We start from the raw sequence: 19,510 nt of genomic DNA on the forward strand, positions 1-19,510 counted from the left end.
AAATAAAGTGCCAATCATGGGCCTTTTTTTTGAAATTTTATTAGTGTTGCACTTAATATTACAATTCGTCATTAATAATAACGATCGCTTTAATTAGGTTTTTAATTTTCACTATGTATAGTTCTTAAATATCGGTTATAGTTTATCAATTTATGAGCAGTCATTTTCAAAGTCTTCTCTCATACTAATAAAAATTAATGTATATATTAATTAAATATTAGTAACTTACATAATAGATAAAATATTTAGAAATTTAATACTATTTAATCTCATATTAATTGTTAATTAAATTACTTAAGATAATCTTTAAGTACATTAATATTTAGAGATATGTAATTTAAATTTATGTATTCTCAAAGATATTAATGGTGGTAACTATTTATCATCTCATTCATCTTTAATTTCGTAAATGGATAATTTAAAACATTGGAGGGAAAAGAAAGATTATGAAAACTTTAAACTCAAATGAATTAAAAAATATCAATGGCGGTAACGATTTCACAGAAGGCTTTAAAGATGGCTTAAGTGACTGGGAAGGAGATACTAGCAAGTCTGGCTGGGCTGGTAGAATTACTGGTAAAGCAGCAGGCGGCTTTAGATCGTTCGCAGACGGTTTCGCAAATGGATAATTTAAAGCATTGGAGGGAAAAGAAAGATTATGAAAACTTTAAACTCAAATGAATTAAAAAACATTAATGGCGGCGATGTTTGGAGAGATATTGGTAAAGCAACTCGTGAAGTGTTACCAATTATTACAAAAAAACCTAAAAAATAATAAACATTATTATTTTTTAAGAATGGTGGGGATATTTAAACTTCCCCACTATTTTTAATATATAAAGAATAGGAGTCGATAAATTGGCGAGGAAACTAAAGTTCATTCAGCAATATGATGAAAAAGATTGTGGACCAACATGTTTAGCTATGATTTCTCAATATTATGGGAAACGAGTTTCTATTCCAAGATTAAGAGAGTACGCAAAAACGGATAAATTAGGCACCAATCTGTATGGATTAGTAAAAGCAGGAGAGCAGATTGGAATTGAACTAACTGGTGTAGAAGCAGAATCAATAGAAAATTTAAAAGAAGTTCAATTACCAATAATTGCTCATGTTATTAATAAACAGGGATATGACCATTTTGTTATTGTAGAAAATATAAAGAACAATATGTTTTACATCGTTGATCCAGCTAAAGGGAAATACAAGTTATCTGCTAGTGAATTTCAAAATATATGGACTAATATTGTAGTATTAACGAAAAAATTGGATACCTTTTCTGAACAAAATGAATCTCCTTCTTACTATAAAGTATTCACAGATATTTTTAAAAAGAACTATGGAAAACTAACTTTAATTTCTTTTATTTCTTTATTAATTAATTTTGTAGGTATTACGGGAGCAATTTATTTTAAAATTTTAACAGACAATATTATTCCATCCAATTTTGTTAAAAATTTACATATTATTAGTTTTGGTATATTAATCTTATACATAATAAATGCATTTATAACTTATTTAAGATATCAGCTTATTTTAAGACTCAGTTTAAAAATAGATGTGAATTTAATGAAAAATTATTTTTATCATGTACTTCATCTACCTATAAATTTTTTTGATACACGTAAATCTGGCGAAATATTACAAAGGTTTATGGATACATCTAAGATTCGAGAAGCATTATCTTCTTCAACAATCACCTTACTTGTTGACACTTTTATGGTTATATTAGGTGGAATATTACTTTATATGCAAAGTCCATTATTACTTTTAATTACCTTAATATTTATTCCATTTTTTATAATTTGTAGTTATGCATTAAGAAAACCATTTGAACATTATAATCAAAAAGTAGCGGAAAACAATGCAGAATTAAGTTCATATTTAATAGAGTCATTTGATGGGAGCTATACTATTAAAAGTTATCAATCTGAAAAAGATAGATTTAAAGGCGGAAACTCTAAGTTTAATAATTTAATCAAAAACTTATTAAAGTTAGGAAATTTATCTAATCTGCAATTATCAATCAATAATTTTCTTAAATTAACGATTAGTCTTGTCATTTTATGGATAGGAAGTTATTTAGTGATGAATAACCAACTGTCTTTAGGAAGTCTTTTAGCTTTTAATGCTTTAACTATCTTTTATCTTGATCCAATTGAACGTTTAATTAATATTCAACCAACAGTACAATCTTCTTTTGTAGCTGCAAGACGTATAGCAGAGATTACAGATTTAGAAACTGAACAAGTACTACTTCAATCAAATCATGCTTTCAATTTTGAAAATGAAATTAAGCTAGAAAATTTAAGCTTTCAATATGGTTTTCGAAATACAGTATTGAAAAATATTAATTTAAGTATAAAAAAAGGACAAAAAGTCGCAATAGTTGGAGAAAGTGGTAGTGGTAAATCTACAATTGGAAAATTAATTAATAATTATTACTCTGTACCTGAAGGACAAATTATAATTGATCACAATAATATCAAAGATATTGATCTTTCAGAATTAAGACAACATATTGGCTACGTGTCTCAAGATACATTTTTATTCGCTGATACAATTAAAAATAATTTATTACATGGTAGTAATAAAAATAAAAGTGATGAAGAAATGATAGAAGCAGCACGTTTAGCAGAAGCCTATGAATTTATAAATAAATTACCTAGTAAATTTCAAACCATGTTAGAAAGAGAAGGAGCAAATCTTTCAGGTGGTCAAGCACAACGACTATCCTTAACTCGAACATTCTTAAAAAATCCAGATATTTATATTTTTGATGAAGCAACTAGTGCTCTAGATAGCTCAACAGAAGATAAAATAATTCAACATATAGACGCACTAACTAAAAAAGGTAAAACAGTTATCATTATTTCTCATAAATTAAGTACAATAAAAAACTCGGACTTAATTTATGTATTGAAAGAAGGAAAAGTAAAAGAACAAGGTAATCATAAACAGTTAATACAATTAAATGGGGAATATAAAAAATTATGGGAATTACAAACACAAGGAATTTAAGCAATACTTAAAAATGCAAAAATATATGTCCTGTTTCAATCTTTTATAATGTGGTTGTTATTAAGATTAAGTTACTACAAATTTAGACTTTGTTAAAATTTTCTCATATTAAGAATTTAAGACTATTAAATATTAATTATTGTACTATACCATTTTTAATTTTATAATGTTGCATTTTTTTCAGAATAACAACCAAACTTTTATTAGTTTGAACCCTAACGATATAATATTTTTTATGAGTTTTCATTTGTTATTTTTACATATTCTTTTGGTATTCAACATTGTTTGTTTTGGTTTTATATATACTAGTTGTAATAAAAACAGAAGTATAATCAACTTATTATAATATACAGTAATCATATATTGTGAAATATGTAAGGCTCCTAATTTATATCGATTTCTTTTAGATAACATCAAACTAGCTTGTTAATACATAGTTTTACTGGTACCTTGTTTGAATTTTAATATATGTAGTATTGTTTAACTAGCTTGTTGAACCATATTATTCACAATTTATTTCCAAATAAGTTATATACAATCTATTTTTTAGTTTTATTTGTGGTAAGCTTCTGCTTATCGGTAGATGATGCGGTTTTTAGTTAAATTTGGGTGTGATAATCAGAGAGTTATCATAAGTGATGCGAAGTTTAATTAAGATTAAAAGGAAGCCAGAAATGGCTTCCTTTATTTTATGTCTCATTTAATTTCCTTAGTATGCAGTCCCTCCGTCGTCTACTGCAAGACCTGTCCATTAACGAAACTCGATTCGTCTGAGCCTAGGAAAACTGATTCTTCTGCTGCTCTCAGGCTGTTTTCCGAACCGTCTGCAGCGAGCAATATTGATTTATACAAGGTGTATTCCTCTTTACAGTAGATAAATATACTATTATTTCGCTCTTAATAGTCTTAATCCGTTTAGGATAACGAGTATCGTTGATCCTTCGTGGAAGAGCACTGCTGTTGGTAGATTTAGGAGTCCGAATATATTTAATAATACAAGTATAACAATCACACTAATAGAGAAGATAATATTTGCTAAAATAATGCGATTGAGTCGATTACTTAACATGAAACTATAGAATAGTTTTTGTAAGTTGTTTTTAACGATTACGACGTCTGATGATTCCATCGCAACGGATGATCCGCTTCCCATTGCAATACCGATATCAGCGTTTGCCAGTGCGGGTGCGTCGTTGATTCCATCTCCAATCATCCCGACAATCTTACTCTTCTTCTGACTTTCATTTACAAAGCGTACTTTGTCCTCAGGGAGACATGATGCGGTGTAGTCTGTGATGCCCACTTCTCCAGCAACTTTTTCTGCAACAGTTTCATTATCTCCTGTTAAGAGTACGACTTCAATGTCAGAGTTCTGGAAGTTTTCAACGGCATGTACTGCTTCATCACGGACTTGGTCTGCCAGCGAGAAGTATCCAGTAATTTGTCCACTCTCTCCGACAAAGATATTCGTATTTCCAGCAATGATTTGATCTCTGTAGTTCGATGGGTCTGTGTAGTCTTTAAATGCATCGGGTTTACCGACGATGATATCGCCTTTCTTCATTCCGCTGCCGACGATTTCTTCTACCGGTTCACTGTCATCGACACTATCTAAATCTAAAGTTTTAAACTTCTTCACAATCGCTTCTGCGATCGGGTGACTCGAGTGTTGTTCAATCGTTACCACTTCTTTTAATGTATCTTCATCAGCTGCGTATTCTTCAACGACGAAGTCACCGTATGTGAGTGTTCCTGTCTTATCACTATATAGAATGTCCATCGTGCTCAGTGCCTCCATCGCGGCACCGCCTTTAAACAGAATACCGTTTTTCGCACCGTTACTAATCGCACTCAGTGTCGCTGGTGTTGCCGATGCAACGAGCGCACACGGGCTTGCTACTGTCAGCATGACCATTCCACGGTAGAATGATTCTTCAAATCCTAAATTATTAAAGAAGTAAAGGATAGCGATAAACACCGGTACCCCGATTAAAACAGAGATTACATATTTCGATTCAATTCGATCGATGGTTTTCGATAGTTTCGATGGTCTTTGCTGTGCTTCTTCAACCATACGCACGATATTCGAGAAGATCGTATCATCACTCGTTTTCGTTACAGTTAATCTAAACGAGTTGCCATCGTTTACCGTACCGGCAAAAACTTCTTCATCCTTTTCTTTTACAACCGGAACAGATTCCCCTGTCAGCGCTGCTTCGTTAACCGATACTTGACGGTCTGCCTGTCCATCGATTGGGATTTGTTCCCCTTTAGCAACAAGGACGATATCGCCTTGGATCAGTTCTTCTGTAGGAATTTCCGTAATTTCTCCATCAGCCCCGATTCTACTTGCTGTTGAAGGAAGGTGGGACATCAGTTCAGAAATGGCTTTTGTGGATTTACTAGTCGCGTAGTTCTCAAGCACTTCAGCACCCGCAAAGATTAGAAGTAACAGTGCACCCTCTGACTCATAATTGATGATGACCGCACCAATAGCAGCAAGAATCATCAGTAAGTCAACGTTTGGTGAACGTTCTCTAATCGTCTCGATGACCGCATTCTTGGATGCATAGAAACCGAGAAAGAAAATTGCGATGTAAAACGCAATGGAACTGTAGATACCCTCTACCGGCATCAATGCAAATCCGAGGATTATAAAGATAATCCCTGCAACGAGAAACTGCCCCTGCCTGTTTGTAAATAAGTAGTTGAACAAGATAAAAATCCTTCCGTTTTGATTTTTTTAAGGCTGTCTGAAAAATAAAAATCTTCTTACATATTATATCGTATATAGCGTTTTGATTTAATACCTAATTCATTCATTATCTTACTGACTGTTCTTTGTGTGACCGTACATCCTTTGCTTCTTAGTACTTGTGTAATTTTAGGACTACCATAACGTTTTTGACTTTGAATATAAATTTGATAAATATGTTTTTTCAATACATCATGTCTAATTGTACGTTTACTTGGTTTACGATTCTTCCAACCATAATAGCCACTTTTTGAAACACCTAACACTTCACACATCTTTATAACACGAAATTCATGTCGGTGTTCTTCAATAAACCTGTATATTACTTCTGGTCTTTGGCAAAGATGTGCATAGAGCCTTTTTTAATATCTTATTTTCTTCTTCTAGCTCTTTTAATCTTTTTTGTAGATCAACTTCAGACTGTTTCTTAGGGGTACGTCTACCACTACCAACAAATCCTTTTTCACCTTCTTTACGATAAACACTTAGCCATTTGGTTAATGTTTGAATAGGGATGTCTAAATCTCTTGAAACTTCTGTTGCTTTTCTACCAGATTCTACTAACTGAATTGCTTCCATTTTAAAGCTATGATCATATTTTCTTTTAGACATAACGAACACTCCTGTAAATTGATTACTTTCATTATAGCTTAATTTATTATCAATTTACTGTGTCCGTTATTCAGTCTAGCATCATTGATATTAAGCCAATCCTACCGTTCCCTAAAAAACAGGACATTCAAAACCAAGACATCTTTATTACTAACAGAACTAATACTAACAGTTCTAATATTAATAGTTTTAATATTAACAGTCATTCATTCTATCAAGAGCAAGAAAATCTAAATACAGTAGATGAAAATCATCTGGAAGAAAAAGAACTTGATATAAAAGAGATTGAAAGACTGAATGATTGAAAGAGATAAAATAAACTCTATAACTTGTTATATGCCTTCTTGTTTGGCTTTGTTTGTTGTGTAGGTATATTTATATATTTAGATAATCAGAAGCTCTTAGAAACGATTTAAATGCTTCATAAAGTTAACCCCCACTATTAAGCTAATAAATCTTTCCTGTTGGCTTTATGGTGGTGTCAAAACAACAGTAGGGCGTTAGATTTCTATTCAGGACTATCTTTCCTATACTCATTTAACACTTCTAGAACTTTCATAAGTTTATCTTCTAGCTGATCTACATTTCTAATATCTATTTTATTTACTTCTAAAATCTTTTCATCTAGCTTGTCAGAAAAGCCTACCAGATGATCGTATTCAAAAAATGTTGGGTGGAAGGTTTGTATATATCTTTCATAAAAAGGTACATATCCTTGTGCTAATTCTGTTTCATTTGCTAAGTCAATCAGTAGTCTTAACTGGATAATTGTTCTCTAAAGGAACTATATTGCTAAAGTTCTTTTAGTGAACAATTAGAATTTTCATCTCAATTTTTAACAAGAATTGTTGCTTTTTTTCATCAATAACTGACCAATTAAGCTTCATGATAAAGAGTGAAGGCAAAGTAAAGAGCTATTGTTACAAGAGTTACTGAAAAGAGAAATTCTGACCGAATACTTGCAATGAAATAAATAAATAAAGCGATAAAAGCAGGTTTAACAATATAGGCTGAAAATTTTGATGATCGATGCTTTTCATAGAAGGTAAATAAAATGCGTAAGGGTAGATATGATAAACCGAGTAACAAAGTAAAAAGAATATCTTTAAATTGTATTTTTTTATTCATTGATTTTGCTCCTTCCGATTGACTGACCATCTCATTTTCGAAGAAGTCAGCAACTAATGCTTTCTCTAACAATTTCAAACTAATTAAATCCGGTGTACTTTTTCTCAATTCCCATTTAGAAATCGTTTGTCGCGTAACAAACACCTTTTCAGCTAGATCTTGTTGAGTTAAATTCAATTCATTTCTTTTAGTTTTTATTTTCGAACCAATATCCATAGCTAACTCCTCTCTGACTTATAATCTATTATTTTTCGGTTCTTTTACAAAGCAACGTTCGCGCAACGCCTTTAATAACAGTAGAAATAGCTAAAAAACGAGTAAAGGTTGATATTAAGCCAATCCTACCGTGTAGTAAAAAACAGGACACTCAAAACCAAGACATCTTTATTGTATGTTCGATAATATATAAGAGTTATTCAGTAAAACAGTTAGATTTGTTTTGCTGTTCTTTTATAATTTTTCACTTTTACAATAGAACTTGATACTAATCAATTTTTATTTTATAGAAACATCCTATACTAGAGTCATCAACAAGGAATACAAATGAAATTGGAGGGAATCAACATGCAAAGATATATATTAAGTAAAAAGAATTCCATTACACTGGTCAGTGCAATTTTGATTGCACTTGCATTCTTCGGACGATTTTCCTTAGACAACATGGCCATTTTCAATTGGTCGCTCATCATTGCATCCATTCTTGGTGTGGCGCCGATTGCAATCCAAGCCTATCAGGCATTAAAAGTAAAAGTTGTCAGTATTGATGTTTTAGTTACCATTGCAGTTATTGGGGCAGTATTGATTCAAAATTATGAGGAATCAGCCATCGTTACTTTCTTATTCTTATTTGGTTCATACTTGGAGCAACGTACCTTGAACAAAACACGTTCTGCCATTAAAGAATTAACAGAGCTGGCACCAGAAAGTGCTTTAAAGCAAATGGAAAACGGAGAATTTGAAGAAGTAGATGTCAATGATGTAGACGAAGGTGATATTTTATTAGTTAAAACGGGTGCAAAAGTTCCGGTAGATGGAACAGTGTTAACTGGTGAAGGTCACATTAATGAAGCAAGTATTACTGGAGAATCTTTACCTGTAAGTAAAAAGGTTGATTCTGAAGTATTTGCAGGATCTATCTTAGAAAATGGAACGATCCAAATTCGAGCTGATCGCGTTGGAGAAGATACAACATTTGGTAGAATTATCGAATTAGTGGAAGAGGCACAGGATTCCAAATCAGAAGCAGAACGTTTCATTGACCGATTCTCTAAATATTATACACCAGCTGTGTTAGTCCTTGGTTTTATTGTTTGGTTTTTCTCAAAAGATATTGAACTAGCTATCACGATTCTTGTTTTAGGATGTCCAGGTGCATTAGTTATCGGGGTTCCTGTATCCAACGTTGCCGGTATCGGAAACGGTGCACGTAATGGTGTCCTCTTAAAAGGTAGTGAAGTTATCAATGACTTTAGCAGAGTAGATACTATCGTTTTTGATAAAACAGGAACATTGACAGTAGGAAACCCTGAAGTTGCCGAAAAAGAATTTTACGGAAAAAATACTGAAGAGGTTCTAGGATATTTAGCAAGTGTGGAGCGTGAATCGGACCACCCACTAGCGAAAGCTGTCCTACAGGATATTGGCGAGACAACTTTCTCTACTGTTGAAGAAACCGAAGTCGTTAAAGGTGGCGGAATTGTAGCAAAAATAGGTGTTCATCGTATAGCCGTTGGTAACGTAGCATTAATGGAAAAGGAAAATGTGAAATTAAGCGAAAAAGCTAAAAAAGACGTCGAACGCTTTGAGAAAAATGGGAATTCTCTTGTGTTAACTACGGTCGACGGAGAATTAAACGTTCTGATGGGTATTCGGGATCAAATCCGTCCAGGTGTTAAAAAAGATCTTCAAAAACTGAAAAAACTAGGGGTCAAAAACCTTGTCGTTCTTTCTGGGGACAACCAAGGAACCGTAGATTTAGTTGCTCGAGAACTTGGGTTAACAGAAGCACACGGTCATATGCTTCCAGAAGGAAAATCTGCTTATATCGAAAAAATGCAAGCAGAAGGCGGGATCATTGCCTTTGTCGGTGACGGAGTGAATGATAGTCCTTCATTAGCCTTAGCAGATATCGGAATCGCCATGGGAAGTGGAACAGATGTTGCAATTGAAACATCAGATGTTGTTTTAATGAATTCTGACTTTAGTCGTTTACCACACGCATTAGGCTTAACAAAATCAACTTCAAGAAACATGAAACAGAACATCGCCATAGCAGTTGGTGTGGTATTAATCTTACTTGCTAGCCTACTATTTAGTGAATGGATGAATATGTCAATCGGGATGTTGGTTCACGAAGCAAGTATCTTAGTAGTCATCTTGAATGGTATGAGATTGCTTCGATACCGTTTGAGAGGATAAATTTAATAGAAAGCGGTCTTGACGAATGATAAAGGGGAAGTATTCAGGTAGGAAGAACAAAATACTCCCCTACTTTTTCTTGAAACTTGATTTGCGTCAATTTCATTTCGTTGAACCTCAGCTATACTTAAATTGTAAAGAAGAAGAGGGAAAACAAAAAAGTCAAAGATAAGATGAAAGGAGAAATAATTCATGCAAAAAGCAGTTATTCAATTAGAAACATTATCTTGTCCATCTTGTATGCAAAAGATTGAAAATGCGGTGAAAGGATTAAATGGGATTAATCAAGATAGCTTAAAAGTATTATTCAATGCCAGTAAAGTAAAAGTAGATTTTGATTCAGAAACGATCACCGTTAACGATATCAAAAAGGCAATTGAAGACTTAGGATATCCCGTTGTTAAATCAAAAGTAAAATCTGCCTAAGACAAACACACATAACAAAAATTATATATAGAAAGAGGGAAATAATAATGTCTGAACAAACATTTAACGAAGTAATAACAAACCATTTTGAAAAACTGGATTTATACACCACTGCAATTACACGGGCCCATGGTAAGAATCACCCAGAAGCCTTTGAAGTACGTGAATTGTTTGAAACAATTAGTGGAAAAGTAAAAGACGCAGGTACGAACAAACCTGACTTAGATGCTGAATTTGCTCAATTACGAAAAATCACAGACAACTACACCATTCCTGGAGATGTATGTGAAACGTATGCAGGCACATTCGAGATGTTATCAGAAGTAGATAAAGCATATCAGGCTTAAAGTAACTCAAAAACAAAAGAATAGATTGGTTTACGGTCGTTAAAAAATGAAGGGGGAAATGATTTATGCAAAAAGCAACGATTCAATTAGAAACCTTATCTTGCCCATCTTGTATGCAAAAGATTGAAAATGCGGTGAAAGGAATAAACGGTGTGAATCAAGATAGCTTGAAAGTAATGTTCAATGCAAGTAAAGTAAAAGTAGATTTTGATTCAGAAGCAGTCGCTATTAACGATATCGAAAAGGCAATTGAAGACTTAGGATATCCTGTTGTCAAATCAAAGGTAAAACCTGCTTAATCGAGTGAATAGAAAGGAAGCCTAAGATGCCCTCTTAGGCTTTTTATAAAAAGGAGAGGTTATTTTGGAACAAAACCAATGTTGTCATCACCAACATGGACATGCAGAATGTATTCGTATTGTTCCTATTTTTAACCATTTGAAAGACTCACAAATGGATTTGATTGCGGAATCTGCCAAGACACTTCATCTACAAAAAGGGGAAATGTTATTCCGTGCAGATGAGGAAGATGATACCTTATATATTATCAATTCGGGTAAGGCTCGGATTTATCGCTTATCGGATTCTGGAAAAGAACAACTTGTTCGCATTTTAAATCCCGGTGATTTTACAGGTGAAGTCGCTATTTTCCAACCTGGAAGTATTCATGAGAACTATGCGGAAGCACTACAAAATACATCCATTTGTTTAATTAAACGAGAGGATTTACAAGAGTATTTGGTGAAATATCCGCAGATCTCATTAAAAATACTGTCAGAAGTAACTATGCGTTTGAAGGATTCTGAAAAACAAACCACACAAGTAGCGATTGAAAATGTAGAAACCCGCATTATATCCTTTTTAGCTGAGAATGTTGAAAAGGGAAGTGGCAATAGTCCAACGATTATCTTACCAATGTCCAAAAAGGATTTAGCCTCGTATCTTGGTACCACACCAGAAACAATCAGCCGTAAATTTACTAATCTAGAAGAACTTGGATTGATCAAACGGTTACCGAAAAAGAAAATTAAAATAATGGATTTAGATCAATTGTTACTTCATACTGAATGAATATAAGAGGGTAGCGTGCCATTATCTAACGGGTTAAGTTTAATAGTACAAAACATAAAATAACAAACCTTTTAGCAATCCAATTAGCATATAAAATGGATTGCTAATTTTTGTTGGTTTAACAATGTCTATCTACAAAAAAGAAAGAAAAATGGCTCCTTATTTGACACTTATTTTACCAAGATGACATAATTTTGTGTCAACTTCATTATTTATTGCATTATCTAATCTTTTCACTCCTTGAATTTTTACAATAGACATTATTCATCACTTTCTTTTCTATATTGGTTCTTCATCTTTTGTGGTGGGATGGCATGAAATGCTATCCCGCCTTTTATGTTTTTAATCATTTTAGATACAAAAAAAGCGCTCATGCCTCTATAATTTTAAGTGACCAAACAAAAAATCGAGAGGAGACATGATGCTCCTATGTGTAATGATATATTAAAACTACTAAAAATTAAAGATGAAAATATTCAAGTTATGAAGGTGGAGGAAGATGTAGAAGTGCGTGGTCAGCTTTCTACAGTTGTTTATGGAACCCTTTCTTATAAACCTGAAGCTTGTATGAAGTGTGGTTGTGTCAATGACGGGCAAATACATAAGCACGGTAAACGTGTTTCGCGTTTGACGTTGTTAAAATCTCAAGAGTCTAATGTTTATCTTAACTTAGCGAAAGAACGCTTTAAATGTTTACACTGTTCAAAGACTTTCACGGCTCAAACAAGCATTGTTGATAGTCACTGTTTTATTACGAATCGCGTGAAGTTAGCGATTCCACATAGACTCACTCGTGTACAATCCGAACTAGACATTGCCAATGATTGTAGTGTTTCACCGAGTACAGTTAAAAGATGTCTTCATAAACTTTCACAATCACTGACAGTCAAACCTTCATCAGGCTTACCCAGACATATCTCCATAGATGAGTTTAAAAGCGTTAAGAACGTGACAACGGCGATGAGTTTTCTGTTTGTAAATAATGAAACGAATCAGATTATCGATATTTTAGAAGATAGACGCATTCATAAGCTCAAAGAATATTTCTATCGCTTTGACCGACGTGAAAGAATAGCTGTTAGAACTGTAACAGCGGATATGTATGAGCCATATATTAACTTCGTTCATGAAGTATTCCCAAATGCGATTTTAATCTTTGATCGTTTTCATATCGTTCAGCACCTTAACCGTGAACTTAATAAGCAACGTATTTCTGTTATGAATGCTTATCGTTATAAATCTTCAACCGATTACACGAAACTGAAAAAACACTGGAGACTCTTCCTTTCCGACAGACAAGATATTAATAGCTATGAATACTTCTGGTCAAAGTCTTTCAAAACATACACAACCTCAAGAGATATTCTAGGGTATCTATTAAATCTTGATCAACAGCTCTATGACACATATATGTTAGTCCACCAACTTCGAGAAGCATTGAAACAATGTGATTGGTTACGTTTCAAAGAAATACTGCGAGGTGTCGAAAAGAAACAGGTATCGCGTGGTGTTTGGCGTGTGATTCGATTCTATAAGAAATACGAGTATGTCCTTTACGCAACAATCCAGCACCCTATGTTTAACAATGGAGCGATTGAAGGTATCAATAATAAAATTAAGCTAATTAAACGTGTATCGTATGGTTATCGAAACTTTAATAACTTTAAAGCCAGAATACTTATTATTTTCAAGTTGTATCAATGACGTAAAAAGCATGGTTTATTAATAAATGACGTCGCATAAATATTACGTAGTAATCGCTACTTAACATGTCACAAACACTCATATAACTATATGGCGTAACAATCATTTCTAATGCGAGACGCCTAAGGCAACAAGCCGAACTGAAAATCCATTTTGGCTTCCATTGTTTAACAAAGCCAAAATTAGTTAAAGTGAGGCGCCTTGGCAAGCGAGCATTAAAGAAATGATAGTACTCAAAAAGCGCACAATTAATAATTAACTGTACGCTTAAATGAATGTAGTGATTACTACGTGTTATGATTAAGTTAAATATAAAATTAGTTACTTTTAATTATCTGCCCACCACAAAAGATGAACATCCTAAAAAAGCGCGCCCATCTATTTGAAGATGAGCGCGCTTAATTTGATTCACACATTTTTAAGAATAAAATGTTTTGCCACGACGTGATTCTAAAAATTTCATCACGTCTTGATCAATGTTGTTGTCGTATTTTTCATGAATTTCAATGACTTTATCAATACCTATCGCATCCATCATTTCGAATGGTCCAATAGGTGAACGTGAGTTAATATGCCAAGTTGTATCAATGACATCGTATTCTGCAATTTCGTTAACGTATAAATCTTCAGCGGCTTTGAATAAAGACAATAACAGTTTAGATAACACGCCATTGTTGTCATTCGCGACGGCTTGTTGTAAATGTTCGTCAGATGGTTTTTCGCCTACAGGAATGTCCCAAGTTTCATATTCAGGGTTTGGATATGTGTAGAATCCTTTACCTGTTGCTTTACCAAGTTCACCATTTTGGATTTTGACGTTATTTTTGTCAACGTACACTTTTTTCCAAGGTGTGCCGTCTTTTTCATATTCTGCTTGTACGATAGCAGTATTTGTATTTAAACCAACGACGTCAATCGCACCGAATGGACCCACGTTCATACGTATAGCGTTCATCCAAATTTTATCAATTTCTTGTGGTGTTTCTTCTTCATTCGCATACATTTCTTCAGCCACGTGGAAGAATGGCACAAGAAGTGAGTTTTGAACGTAACCTGCATGTTCTTTTTTAATTGACACTGGGTGTAAGCCCATTGCTCCTGCATATTCAACAACTTCATCAAATACAGCACGATCTGTGTCTTTAGTCGCCATAATTTCGCCGACATTATTTAACCAAATTTCGTTCGCAAAGTGTAACGCTAAGAAACGATCTGTACGTCCTGTTGCATCTTTAAAATCACTTGGTAATAATGTTGAGGAGTTTGTTGCGAAAATTGTTTTTTCTGGCGCAACTTCTCCAAGTTCTTTATAAAATGATTGTTTTATTGATAATTTTTCAGGAATGGCTTCAATCACTAAGTCCGCATCTGCGACAATTTCTTTTAAATTTGTTGAAGTTTGGATGCTTTTAACGGTTGCTTTTAATTTGTCTTCTGGCGCATCTAAATCTTTAATATAACGCGGTACTAATTTTTCTAAACGGTCTTTTGCCGCTTCAAGCCCTTTTTTATTCACATCATAAATTGAAACGTTAAAACCTGAATACGCAGCCTGAAAAGCGATTTGGCTACCTAATACACCGCCACCAGCGACAACTACATTTTTAATATTCATCTCTACACTACCCTTCAGAAATAATTTTAGTAAATACCTTTATTATGACATCTAAAAATTAACAAAATCATGAGGTGTTATTTTTATGGGGTGTCACAATTTATTCACAACATAAGTATAATTAATATACCTTTGAAAATCAAAAGAAGAGATTTCCACTCGCAACTGTCTAATTTGGAAAACTCTTCTTATTTCGTGGCATTGTTTAAACTTATATAGTAGATATGCGCTTAGTAAAACCTTGTAATCACTAAATCACTAATATTTAAACGACTGTCATCATTTAATAAGGTAATAAACAGTTTTTTGATAAATGTTATTCTTCTAAAATTCTTTTTAATTTACACACTAAAAAATATCATCCTTAACAATAATAAGTTATTTAAATTATTGATTAAGGAGGATATTTTTATATCTATTTATTTCTCAATTTAGAACTAGATTTTTATCGTGCTTTCAACTCATTTCCTGTCATCCATTTATGATTTTTAATGATTTTACCATTATCTTTGGATTTGTAATCAACTACGTAAACAGTAGTCTTTTTCACGTTATCTATATTGGCTGTAGCACCTTTCATACCAGACATATGACTTGCTTCTAATTTAACAGTATCGCCCTTGCTAAATCCATCTTTAGGTGCATCTTTAATCTCTTCGTTTACGACCCATTTATGATTGTTTACTTTTTCATTTCCATTTGTGGGTTTATAACTTACAACATAGGCATATGTCTTATACGCACCTTTTACAGTAGCTTCTGCACCTTTCATACCTGGCATATGCCCTGCTGTAATCGTTACTTTATCTCCCACTTTAAATTCACCCTCATTAGTCGATTTCATATCTTCTGGAACTTTACTTTCATCATTATGCTTCATATGGCTCTCACTTTTTTGGTCATTAGTGTCTTTATCTTTTTCATCATTATTGGAGCAAGCTGATAATATTAGTAATGATCCTAATATCATAAAAAATAATTTTTTAATCATAATAAAACTCCTATCTTTTATTTTAATTTTAATGTAAAGGCATTAATTGCAACAATAACCGTACTTAGTGACATTAAAATAGCACCTATTGCAGGTGATAAAATCAAGCCGATAAATGCTAAAATACCAGCTGCTAAAGGTACAGCAACAATATTATAACCTGCACCCCACCATAAGTTTTGCACCATTTTTCTCATAGTATTATTTGAAAGGGTCAAGAAATGAATAATATCTGATGGATTACTTTTAACAAGTATGATATCACCTGAATCCACTGCAACATCTGTGCCTGCACCAATTGCTATACCAATATCGGCTCTTATAAGACTCGGCGCATCGTTTATACCGTCTCCGACCATCATGACTTTATTACCGTCACTTTGATAATCTTTTATAATGCTTTCCTTATCTTCTGGCATGAGTTGTGCGTGGACATCACTAATACCTAATTCTTTTGCGACAGCGTGTGCCACTTCATTATTGTCACCTGTAAGCATGACTGGTGTAATATTTCTTGATAGTAAATCAGCTACCATTTGTTTTGAGCTTTCTTTAATTTGATCTCCTTGAGCAATCATGCCAATGACTTGTTGATCCTCAATTAAATAGCTGATTGAATTACCTTGTTGAGCTAATTTAGTAAACAAGTCATCGTCATAATTAAGTTTATGTTTATCAAGATAAGAGACATTTGTTATTTTATATGTTTTATTATCAATTAGACCTTCTAATCCGACACCTGGAATATTATTAACGTCTTGTGGATTAGTAAATGAAACATTTTTACTTTTCGCAAAATCAACAATACTTATAGCTAATGGGTGATTAGATTGACTTTCTAATGAGGCGAAAAGACTTAATATTGTATCATTACTCAAATCATTTTTAAAGCTCTCATAATGATTCACAGAAAAGTTACCCTCAGTTAAAGTACCAGTTTTATCCATCATTACATAATCGATATGTTGAGCTATTTCTACAGACTCTCTATTTTTAATAATTAAACCATTATGTGCACCAATTGAAGTAGAACGTGCAGTGACTAAAGGTATTGCCAAGCCTAAAGCATGTGGACAAGCAATGACTAACACAGTTACAAGACGTTCTAATGCAAAATCAACATCATTTTGAATGAGCATCCAGACAATAAAAGAAATCAAGCCAACACTTACAGCAAAGTAGAATAAATAACCCGCTACTTTATCAGATAACAATTCAGCACTAGATTTATCATTTTGTGCTTGATTAACAAGTCCCATAACTTGAGAAAGATATCCATCTTCTCCCACAGCTGTAACCTTGACTTGTATTGTTCCAGACCCATTAATAGAACCCCCGATGACGTTGTCATTTTGATTTTTTTGTACTTTTTTAGATTCTCCAGTGACTAGGGATTCATCTATAGATGTTTGTCCTTGAACGATAATACCATCTGTTGGAATGCTTTCTCCGGCTTTTACTTCGACGATATCATCAGTCATGATGTCTGATATTTTAACTTCTTCGTGTTGGCCATTATCCATAACTTTAATAGCACTATTAGGTAACAGTTCTGCCATTTTCTTTAAAGCATCTCCAGCATTTCCGACAGCATTCATTTCTATCCAATGTCCTAATAGCATAATTAAAATTAAGGTTGCTAATTCCCAAAAAAAGTCCATTGTATGACCAGTTGCACTACTAAAGTTATTCATATAAAAAGCATACAAGCTATAAATATAAGCTACTGAGATACCTAGGGTAACTAAGGTCATCATGCCTGGTTTTTTTGTAGCAATTTCATCTTTACCACCAGACAAGAACGGTTTACCACCATAAAAGAATAAAATTGTACTTAATATTAACACTACCCATTCAGAACCTGGAAATGTGAATTGAAAAGGTAAGTTAACACCCATCATTGGCGATAAAAGAATGATAGGTATTGCAAAAATTAATGAAACAAAAAACTTAACTTTAAAATTTCCATGATGATGTGCATGGCCACTATGATGATGTGAGGCATGGTTATCATGATGCATGTGATTGGAATGATTCATGTGATTTTGATGATTATGCTCTTCACCATTATTATTCAAATTAACCCCTCCTATTTATGAAAATATTATATTAGCTATACTTATACTATAACACATACCCCCTAGGGGTATAAATATTTTCGATTTATCTCCATTTATGGATTTATTTATATCATTCCGAAAATGATGTCTCCACGTCCTACATTAGACCTTGTCATCGATGTTTAAAACAAGGTTTTAATTAAATGTATTATTGCAAAAAGTATTATCTATATAGATATTTGTCTATATAGATGATAATCTATAATAAAGGAGGGATGACATCCATATGTCTTATAAGGAACTATCATTACAATTAAAAATTTTATCGGATCCAAGTCGATTAGAAATATTAGACTTATTATCTTGCGGTGAATTATGTGCTTGTGATTTATTAGCGTATTTTCAATTTTCACAACCTACATTAAGTCATCATATGAAAATTCTAGTAGATAATGAATTAGTATCTACACGAAAAGACGGTACTAAGCGCATGTACCGACTTAATCATAAGTCCTTAGATTCAATCAACAATGAATTAACTTATATTAGCTCTCCTACTCAACAATGTATGTGTAAAAAGATAAAGACAGGTGAATGTACATAATGACTATTCTAGCGATTATTATTTTTCTTTTAACTCTCATGTTTGTTATTTGGCAACCTAAGGGGTTAGATATTGGTATTACAGCATTGTTTGGTGCTATCATCGCTATTATTACAGGCGTTGTCAGTCTCTCGGATGTTATTGAAGTTACAGGGATTGTTTGGAATGCGACGTTAACCTTTGTCGCTGTTATACTCATTTCATTAATTTTAGATGAAATTGGATTTTTCGAATGGTCTGCGATACATATGGTCAAGGCCTCAAAAGGTAATGGCTTAAAAATGTTTGTTTTTATCATGCTACTTGGGGCAATTGTAGCAGCATTTTTCGCAAATGATGGTGCAGCTTTAATCTTAACGCCTATTGTATTAGCAATGGTACGTAGTTTAGGATTTGATAAAAAAGCGGTATTCCCATTTATTATTGCTAGTGGTTTTATTGCAGATACTACGTCTCTTCCATTAATTGTTAGTAATTTAGTTAATATTGTTTCTGCTGATTACTTTGATATTGGATTTGTTGAGTACTTCAGTAAAATGATTATACCTAATATATTCTCTTTAATCGCAAGTATTCTTGTCTTATGGATTTATTTCAGAAAGTCTATCCTAAGAAAATTTGATGCAGTAAATATTAGAGAACCAAAAGAAGCGATTAAGGACAAAAAGCTTTTTAATATCTCGTGGATTGTACTCACTGTATTGCTAGTTGGTTATTTAATAAGTGAGTTTATAAATATTCCTGTATCAATTATTGCT

At 33.0% G+C, this 19,510-nt stretch carries 18 protein-coding genes; 11 read left to right on the top strand and 7 right to left on the bottom strand.

All coding sequences use genetic code 11. The features are described 5' to 3' along the window. The first annotated feature begins 446 nt into the window (after nt 1-446). The 3 genes from KA858_RS06125 to KA858_RS06135 all read left to right on the top strand — a co-directional run bounded on the left by KA858_RS06125 (nt 447) and on the right by KA858_RS06135 (nt 3,021). Nucleotides 447-629: a bacteriocin gene (locus KA858_RS06125; protein WP_053023292.1), complete on the top strand. Its 183-nt coding sequence runs from the start codon at nt 447-449 to the stop codon at nt 627-629. Between the two features lie 29 nt (nt 630-658). After that, nucleotides 659-775, top strand: a complete 117-nt coding sequence (locus KA858_RS06130) for a bacteriocin (RefSeq protein ID WP_210125978.1) — start codon at nt 659-661, stop codon at nt 773-775. Between the two features lie 83 nt (nt 776-858). Continuing rightward, nucleotides 859-3,021, top strand: a complete 2,163-nt coding sequence (locus KA858_RS06135) for a peptidase domain-containing ABC transporter (RefSeq protein WP_210125977.1) — start codon at nt 859-861, stop codon at nt 3,019-3,021. Between the two features lie 886 nt (nt 3,022-3,907). On the opposite strand, the gene KA858_RS06140 is transcribed toward KA858_RS06135, so the two are convergent. The 4 genes from KA858_RS06140 to KA858_RS06155 all read right to left on the bottom strand — a co-directional run bounded on the left by KA858_RS06140 (nt 3,908) and on the right by KA858_RS06155 (nt 7,732). Next, on the bottom strand, nt 3,908-5,656 hold the full coding sequence (locus KA858_RS06140) for a heavy metal translocating P-type ATPase (protein ID WP_078099302.1): 1,749 nt from the start codon (nt 5,654-5,656) through the stop codon (nt 3,908-3,910). 137 nt (nt 5,657-5,793) lie between these two features. Next, complete coding sequence (locus KA858_RS06145) at nt 5,794-6,051, bottom strand: IS3 family transposase (RefSeq protein ID WP_049949289.1); 258 nt, start codon at nt 6,049-6,051, stop codon at nt 5,794-5,796. A 31-nt stretch (nt 6,052-6,082) separates the two neighbouring features. Next, nucleotides 6,083-6,442: a transposase gene (locus KA858_RS06150; RefSeq protein ID WP_224728017.1), complete on the bottom strand. Its 360-nt coding sequence runs from the start codon at nt 6,440-6,442 to the stop codon at nt 6,083-6,085. An 822-nt stretch (nt 6,443-7,264) separates the two neighbouring features. Further along, the gene (locus KA858_RS06155) at nt 7,265-7,732 is read right to left on the bottom strand and encodes a helix-turn-helix transcriptional regulator (RefSeq protein WP_031903878.1); all 468 of its coding nucleotides are present in this window, start codon (nt 7,730-7,732) and stop codon (nt 7,265-7,267) included. A gap of 348 nt (nt 7,733-8,080) precedes the next feature. On the opposite strand from KA858_RS06155, the gene KA858_RS06160 reads away from it, so the two are divergent. The 6 genes from KA858_RS06160 to KA858_RS06185 all read left to right on the top strand — a co-directional run bounded on the left by KA858_RS06160 (nt 8,081) and on the right by KA858_RS06185 (nt 13,482). Continuing rightward, a complete protein-coding gene (locus tag KA858_RS06160) occupies nt 8,081-9,934 on the top strand; it encodes a heavy metal translocating P-type ATPase (protein ID WP_210135251.1) in 1,854 nt (617 codons plus the stop codon). A 192-nt stretch (nt 9,935-10,126) separates the two neighbouring features. Continuing rightward, nucleotides 10,127-10,360, top strand: a complete 234-nt coding sequence (locus tag KA858_RS06165; protein WP_031797730.1) for a heavy-metal-associated domain-containing protein — start codon at nt 10,127-10,129, stop codon at nt 10,358-10,360. Nucleotides 10,361-10,407: 47 nt separating this feature from the next. After that, nucleotides 10,408-10,707: a hypothetical protein gene (locus KA858_RS06170; RefSeq protein WP_026907429.1), complete on the top strand. Its 300-nt coding sequence runs from the start codon at nt 10,408-10,410 to the stop codon at nt 10,705-10,707. A 65-nt stretch (nt 10,708-10,772) separates the two neighbouring features. Continuing rightward, nucleotides 10,773-11,006: a heavy-metal-associated domain-containing protein gene (locus tag KA858_RS06175; protein ID WP_031797729.1), complete on the top strand. Its 234-nt coding sequence runs from the start codon at nt 10,773-10,775 to the stop codon at nt 11,004-11,006. Between the two features lie 64 nt (nt 11,007-11,070). Beyond that, complete coding sequence (locus KA858_RS06180; RefSeq protein ID WP_031797728.1) at nt 11,071-11,778, top strand: Crp/Fnr family transcriptional regulator; 708 nt, start codon at nt 11,071-11,073, stop codon at nt 11,776-11,778. Between the two features lie 429 nt (nt 11,779-12,207). Continuing rightward, nucleotides 12,208-13,482, top strand: a complete 1,275-nt coding sequence (locus tag KA858_RS06185; RefSeq protein ID WP_031903877.1) for an ISL3 family transposase — start codon at nt 12,208-12,210, stop codon at nt 13,480-13,482. A gap of 418 nt (nt 13,483-13,900) precedes the next feature. Here the strand turns inward: KA858_RS06185 and KA858_RS06190 are convergent, their stop codons facing one another. The 3 genes from KA858_RS06190 to KA858_RS06200 form a co-directional block, all read right to left on the bottom strand. Next, complete coding sequence (locus KA858_RS06190; protein WP_311558069.1) at nt 13,901-15,115, bottom strand: 3-hydroxyacyl-CoA dehydrogenase; 1,215 nt, start codon at nt 15,113-15,115, stop codon at nt 13,901-13,903. A gap of 427 nt (nt 15,116-15,542) precedes the next feature. Continuing rightward, a complete protein-coding gene (locus tag KA858_RS06195) occupies nt 15,543-16,088 on the bottom strand; it encodes a YdhK family protein (RefSeq protein ID WP_000592150.1) in 546 nt (181 codons plus the stop codon). Nucleotides 16,089-16,105: 17 nt separating this feature from the next. Further along, on the bottom strand, nt 16,106-18,166 hold the full coding sequence (locus KA858_RS06200; RefSeq protein WP_210135252.1) for a heavy metal translocating P-type ATPase: 2,061 nt from the start codon (nt 18,164-18,166) through the stop codon (nt 16,106-16,108). A gap of 268 nt (nt 18,167-18,434) precedes the next feature. Between KA858_RS06200 and KA858_RS06205 the strand changes: the two genes are divergently transcribed. Together KA858_RS06205 and arsB are read left to right on the top strand one after the other, a co-directional pair. Then, entirely contained in the window at nt 18,435-18,752 is a 318-nt protein-coding gene (locus KA858_RS06205) for an ArsR/SmtB family transcription factor (RefSeq protein WP_011274435.1), read from the top strand. Further along, the coding region (gene arsB / locus KA858_RS06210; RefSeq protein ID WP_210135253.1) for an arsenite/antimonite efflux transporter at nt 18,749-19,510 on the top strand (762 nt) is incomplete at its 3' end. The genes KA858_RS06205 and arsB, both read left to right, overlap by 4 nt.

The organism is Staphylococcus sp. GDX8P80P, from assembly GCF_017893095.1.
GTDB classification, from domain to species: domain Bacteria; phylum Bacillota; class Bacilli; order Staphylococcales; family Staphylococcaceae; genus Staphylococcus; species Staphylococcus borealis.

Excerpts from the sequence above, each read along its gene's own strand:
- KA858_RS06125 (WP_053023292.1), top strand. The coding sequence starts at position 447 with ATGAAAACTTTAAACTCAAATGAATTAAAAAATATCAATGGCGGTAAC.
- KA858_RS06130 (WP_210125978.1), top strand. The coding sequence starts at position 659 with ATGAAAACTTTAAACTCAAATGAATTAAAAAACATTAATGGCGGCGAT.
- KA858_RS06140 (WP_078099302.1), bottom strand. The coding sequence starts at position 5,656 with ATGCCGGTAGAGGGTATCTACAGTTCCATTGCGTTTTACATCGCAATT.
- KA858_RS06145 (WP_049949289.1), bottom strand. The coding sequence starts at position 6,051 with ATGTGTGAAGTGTTAGGTGTTTCAAAAAGTGGCTATTATGGTTGGAAG.
- KA858_RS06155 (WP_031903878.1), bottom strand. The coding sequence starts at position 7,732 with ATGGATATTGGTTCGAAAATAAAAACTAAAAGAAATGAATTGAATTTA.
- KA858_RS06160 (WP_210135251.1), top strand. The coding sequence starts at position 8,081 with ATGCAAAGATATATATTAAGTAAAAAGAATTCCATTACACTGGTCAGT.
- KA858_RS06165 (WP_031797730.1), top strand. The coding sequence starts at position 10,127 with ATGCAAAAAGCAGTTATTCAATTAGAAACATTATCTTGTCCATCTTGT.
- KA858_RS06170 (WP_026907429.1), top strand. The coding sequence starts at position 10,408 with ATGTCTGAACAAACATTTAACGAAGTAATAACAAACCATTTTGAAAAA.
- KA858_RS06175 (WP_031797729.1), top strand. The coding sequence starts at position 10,773 with ATGCAAAAAGCAACGATTCAATTAGAAACCTTATCTTGCCCATCTTGT.
- KA858_RS06185 (WP_031903877.1), top strand. The coding sequence starts at position 12,208 with ATGTGTAATGATATATTAAAACTACTAAAAATTAAAGATGAAAATATT.
- KA858_RS06195 (WP_000592150.1), bottom strand. The coding sequence starts at position 16,088 with ATGATTAAAAAATTATTTTTTATGATATTAGGATCATTACTAATATTA.
- KA858_RS06205 (WP_011274435.1), top strand. The coding sequence starts at position 18,435 with ATGTCTTATAAGGAACTATCATTACAATTAAAAATTTTATCGGATCCA.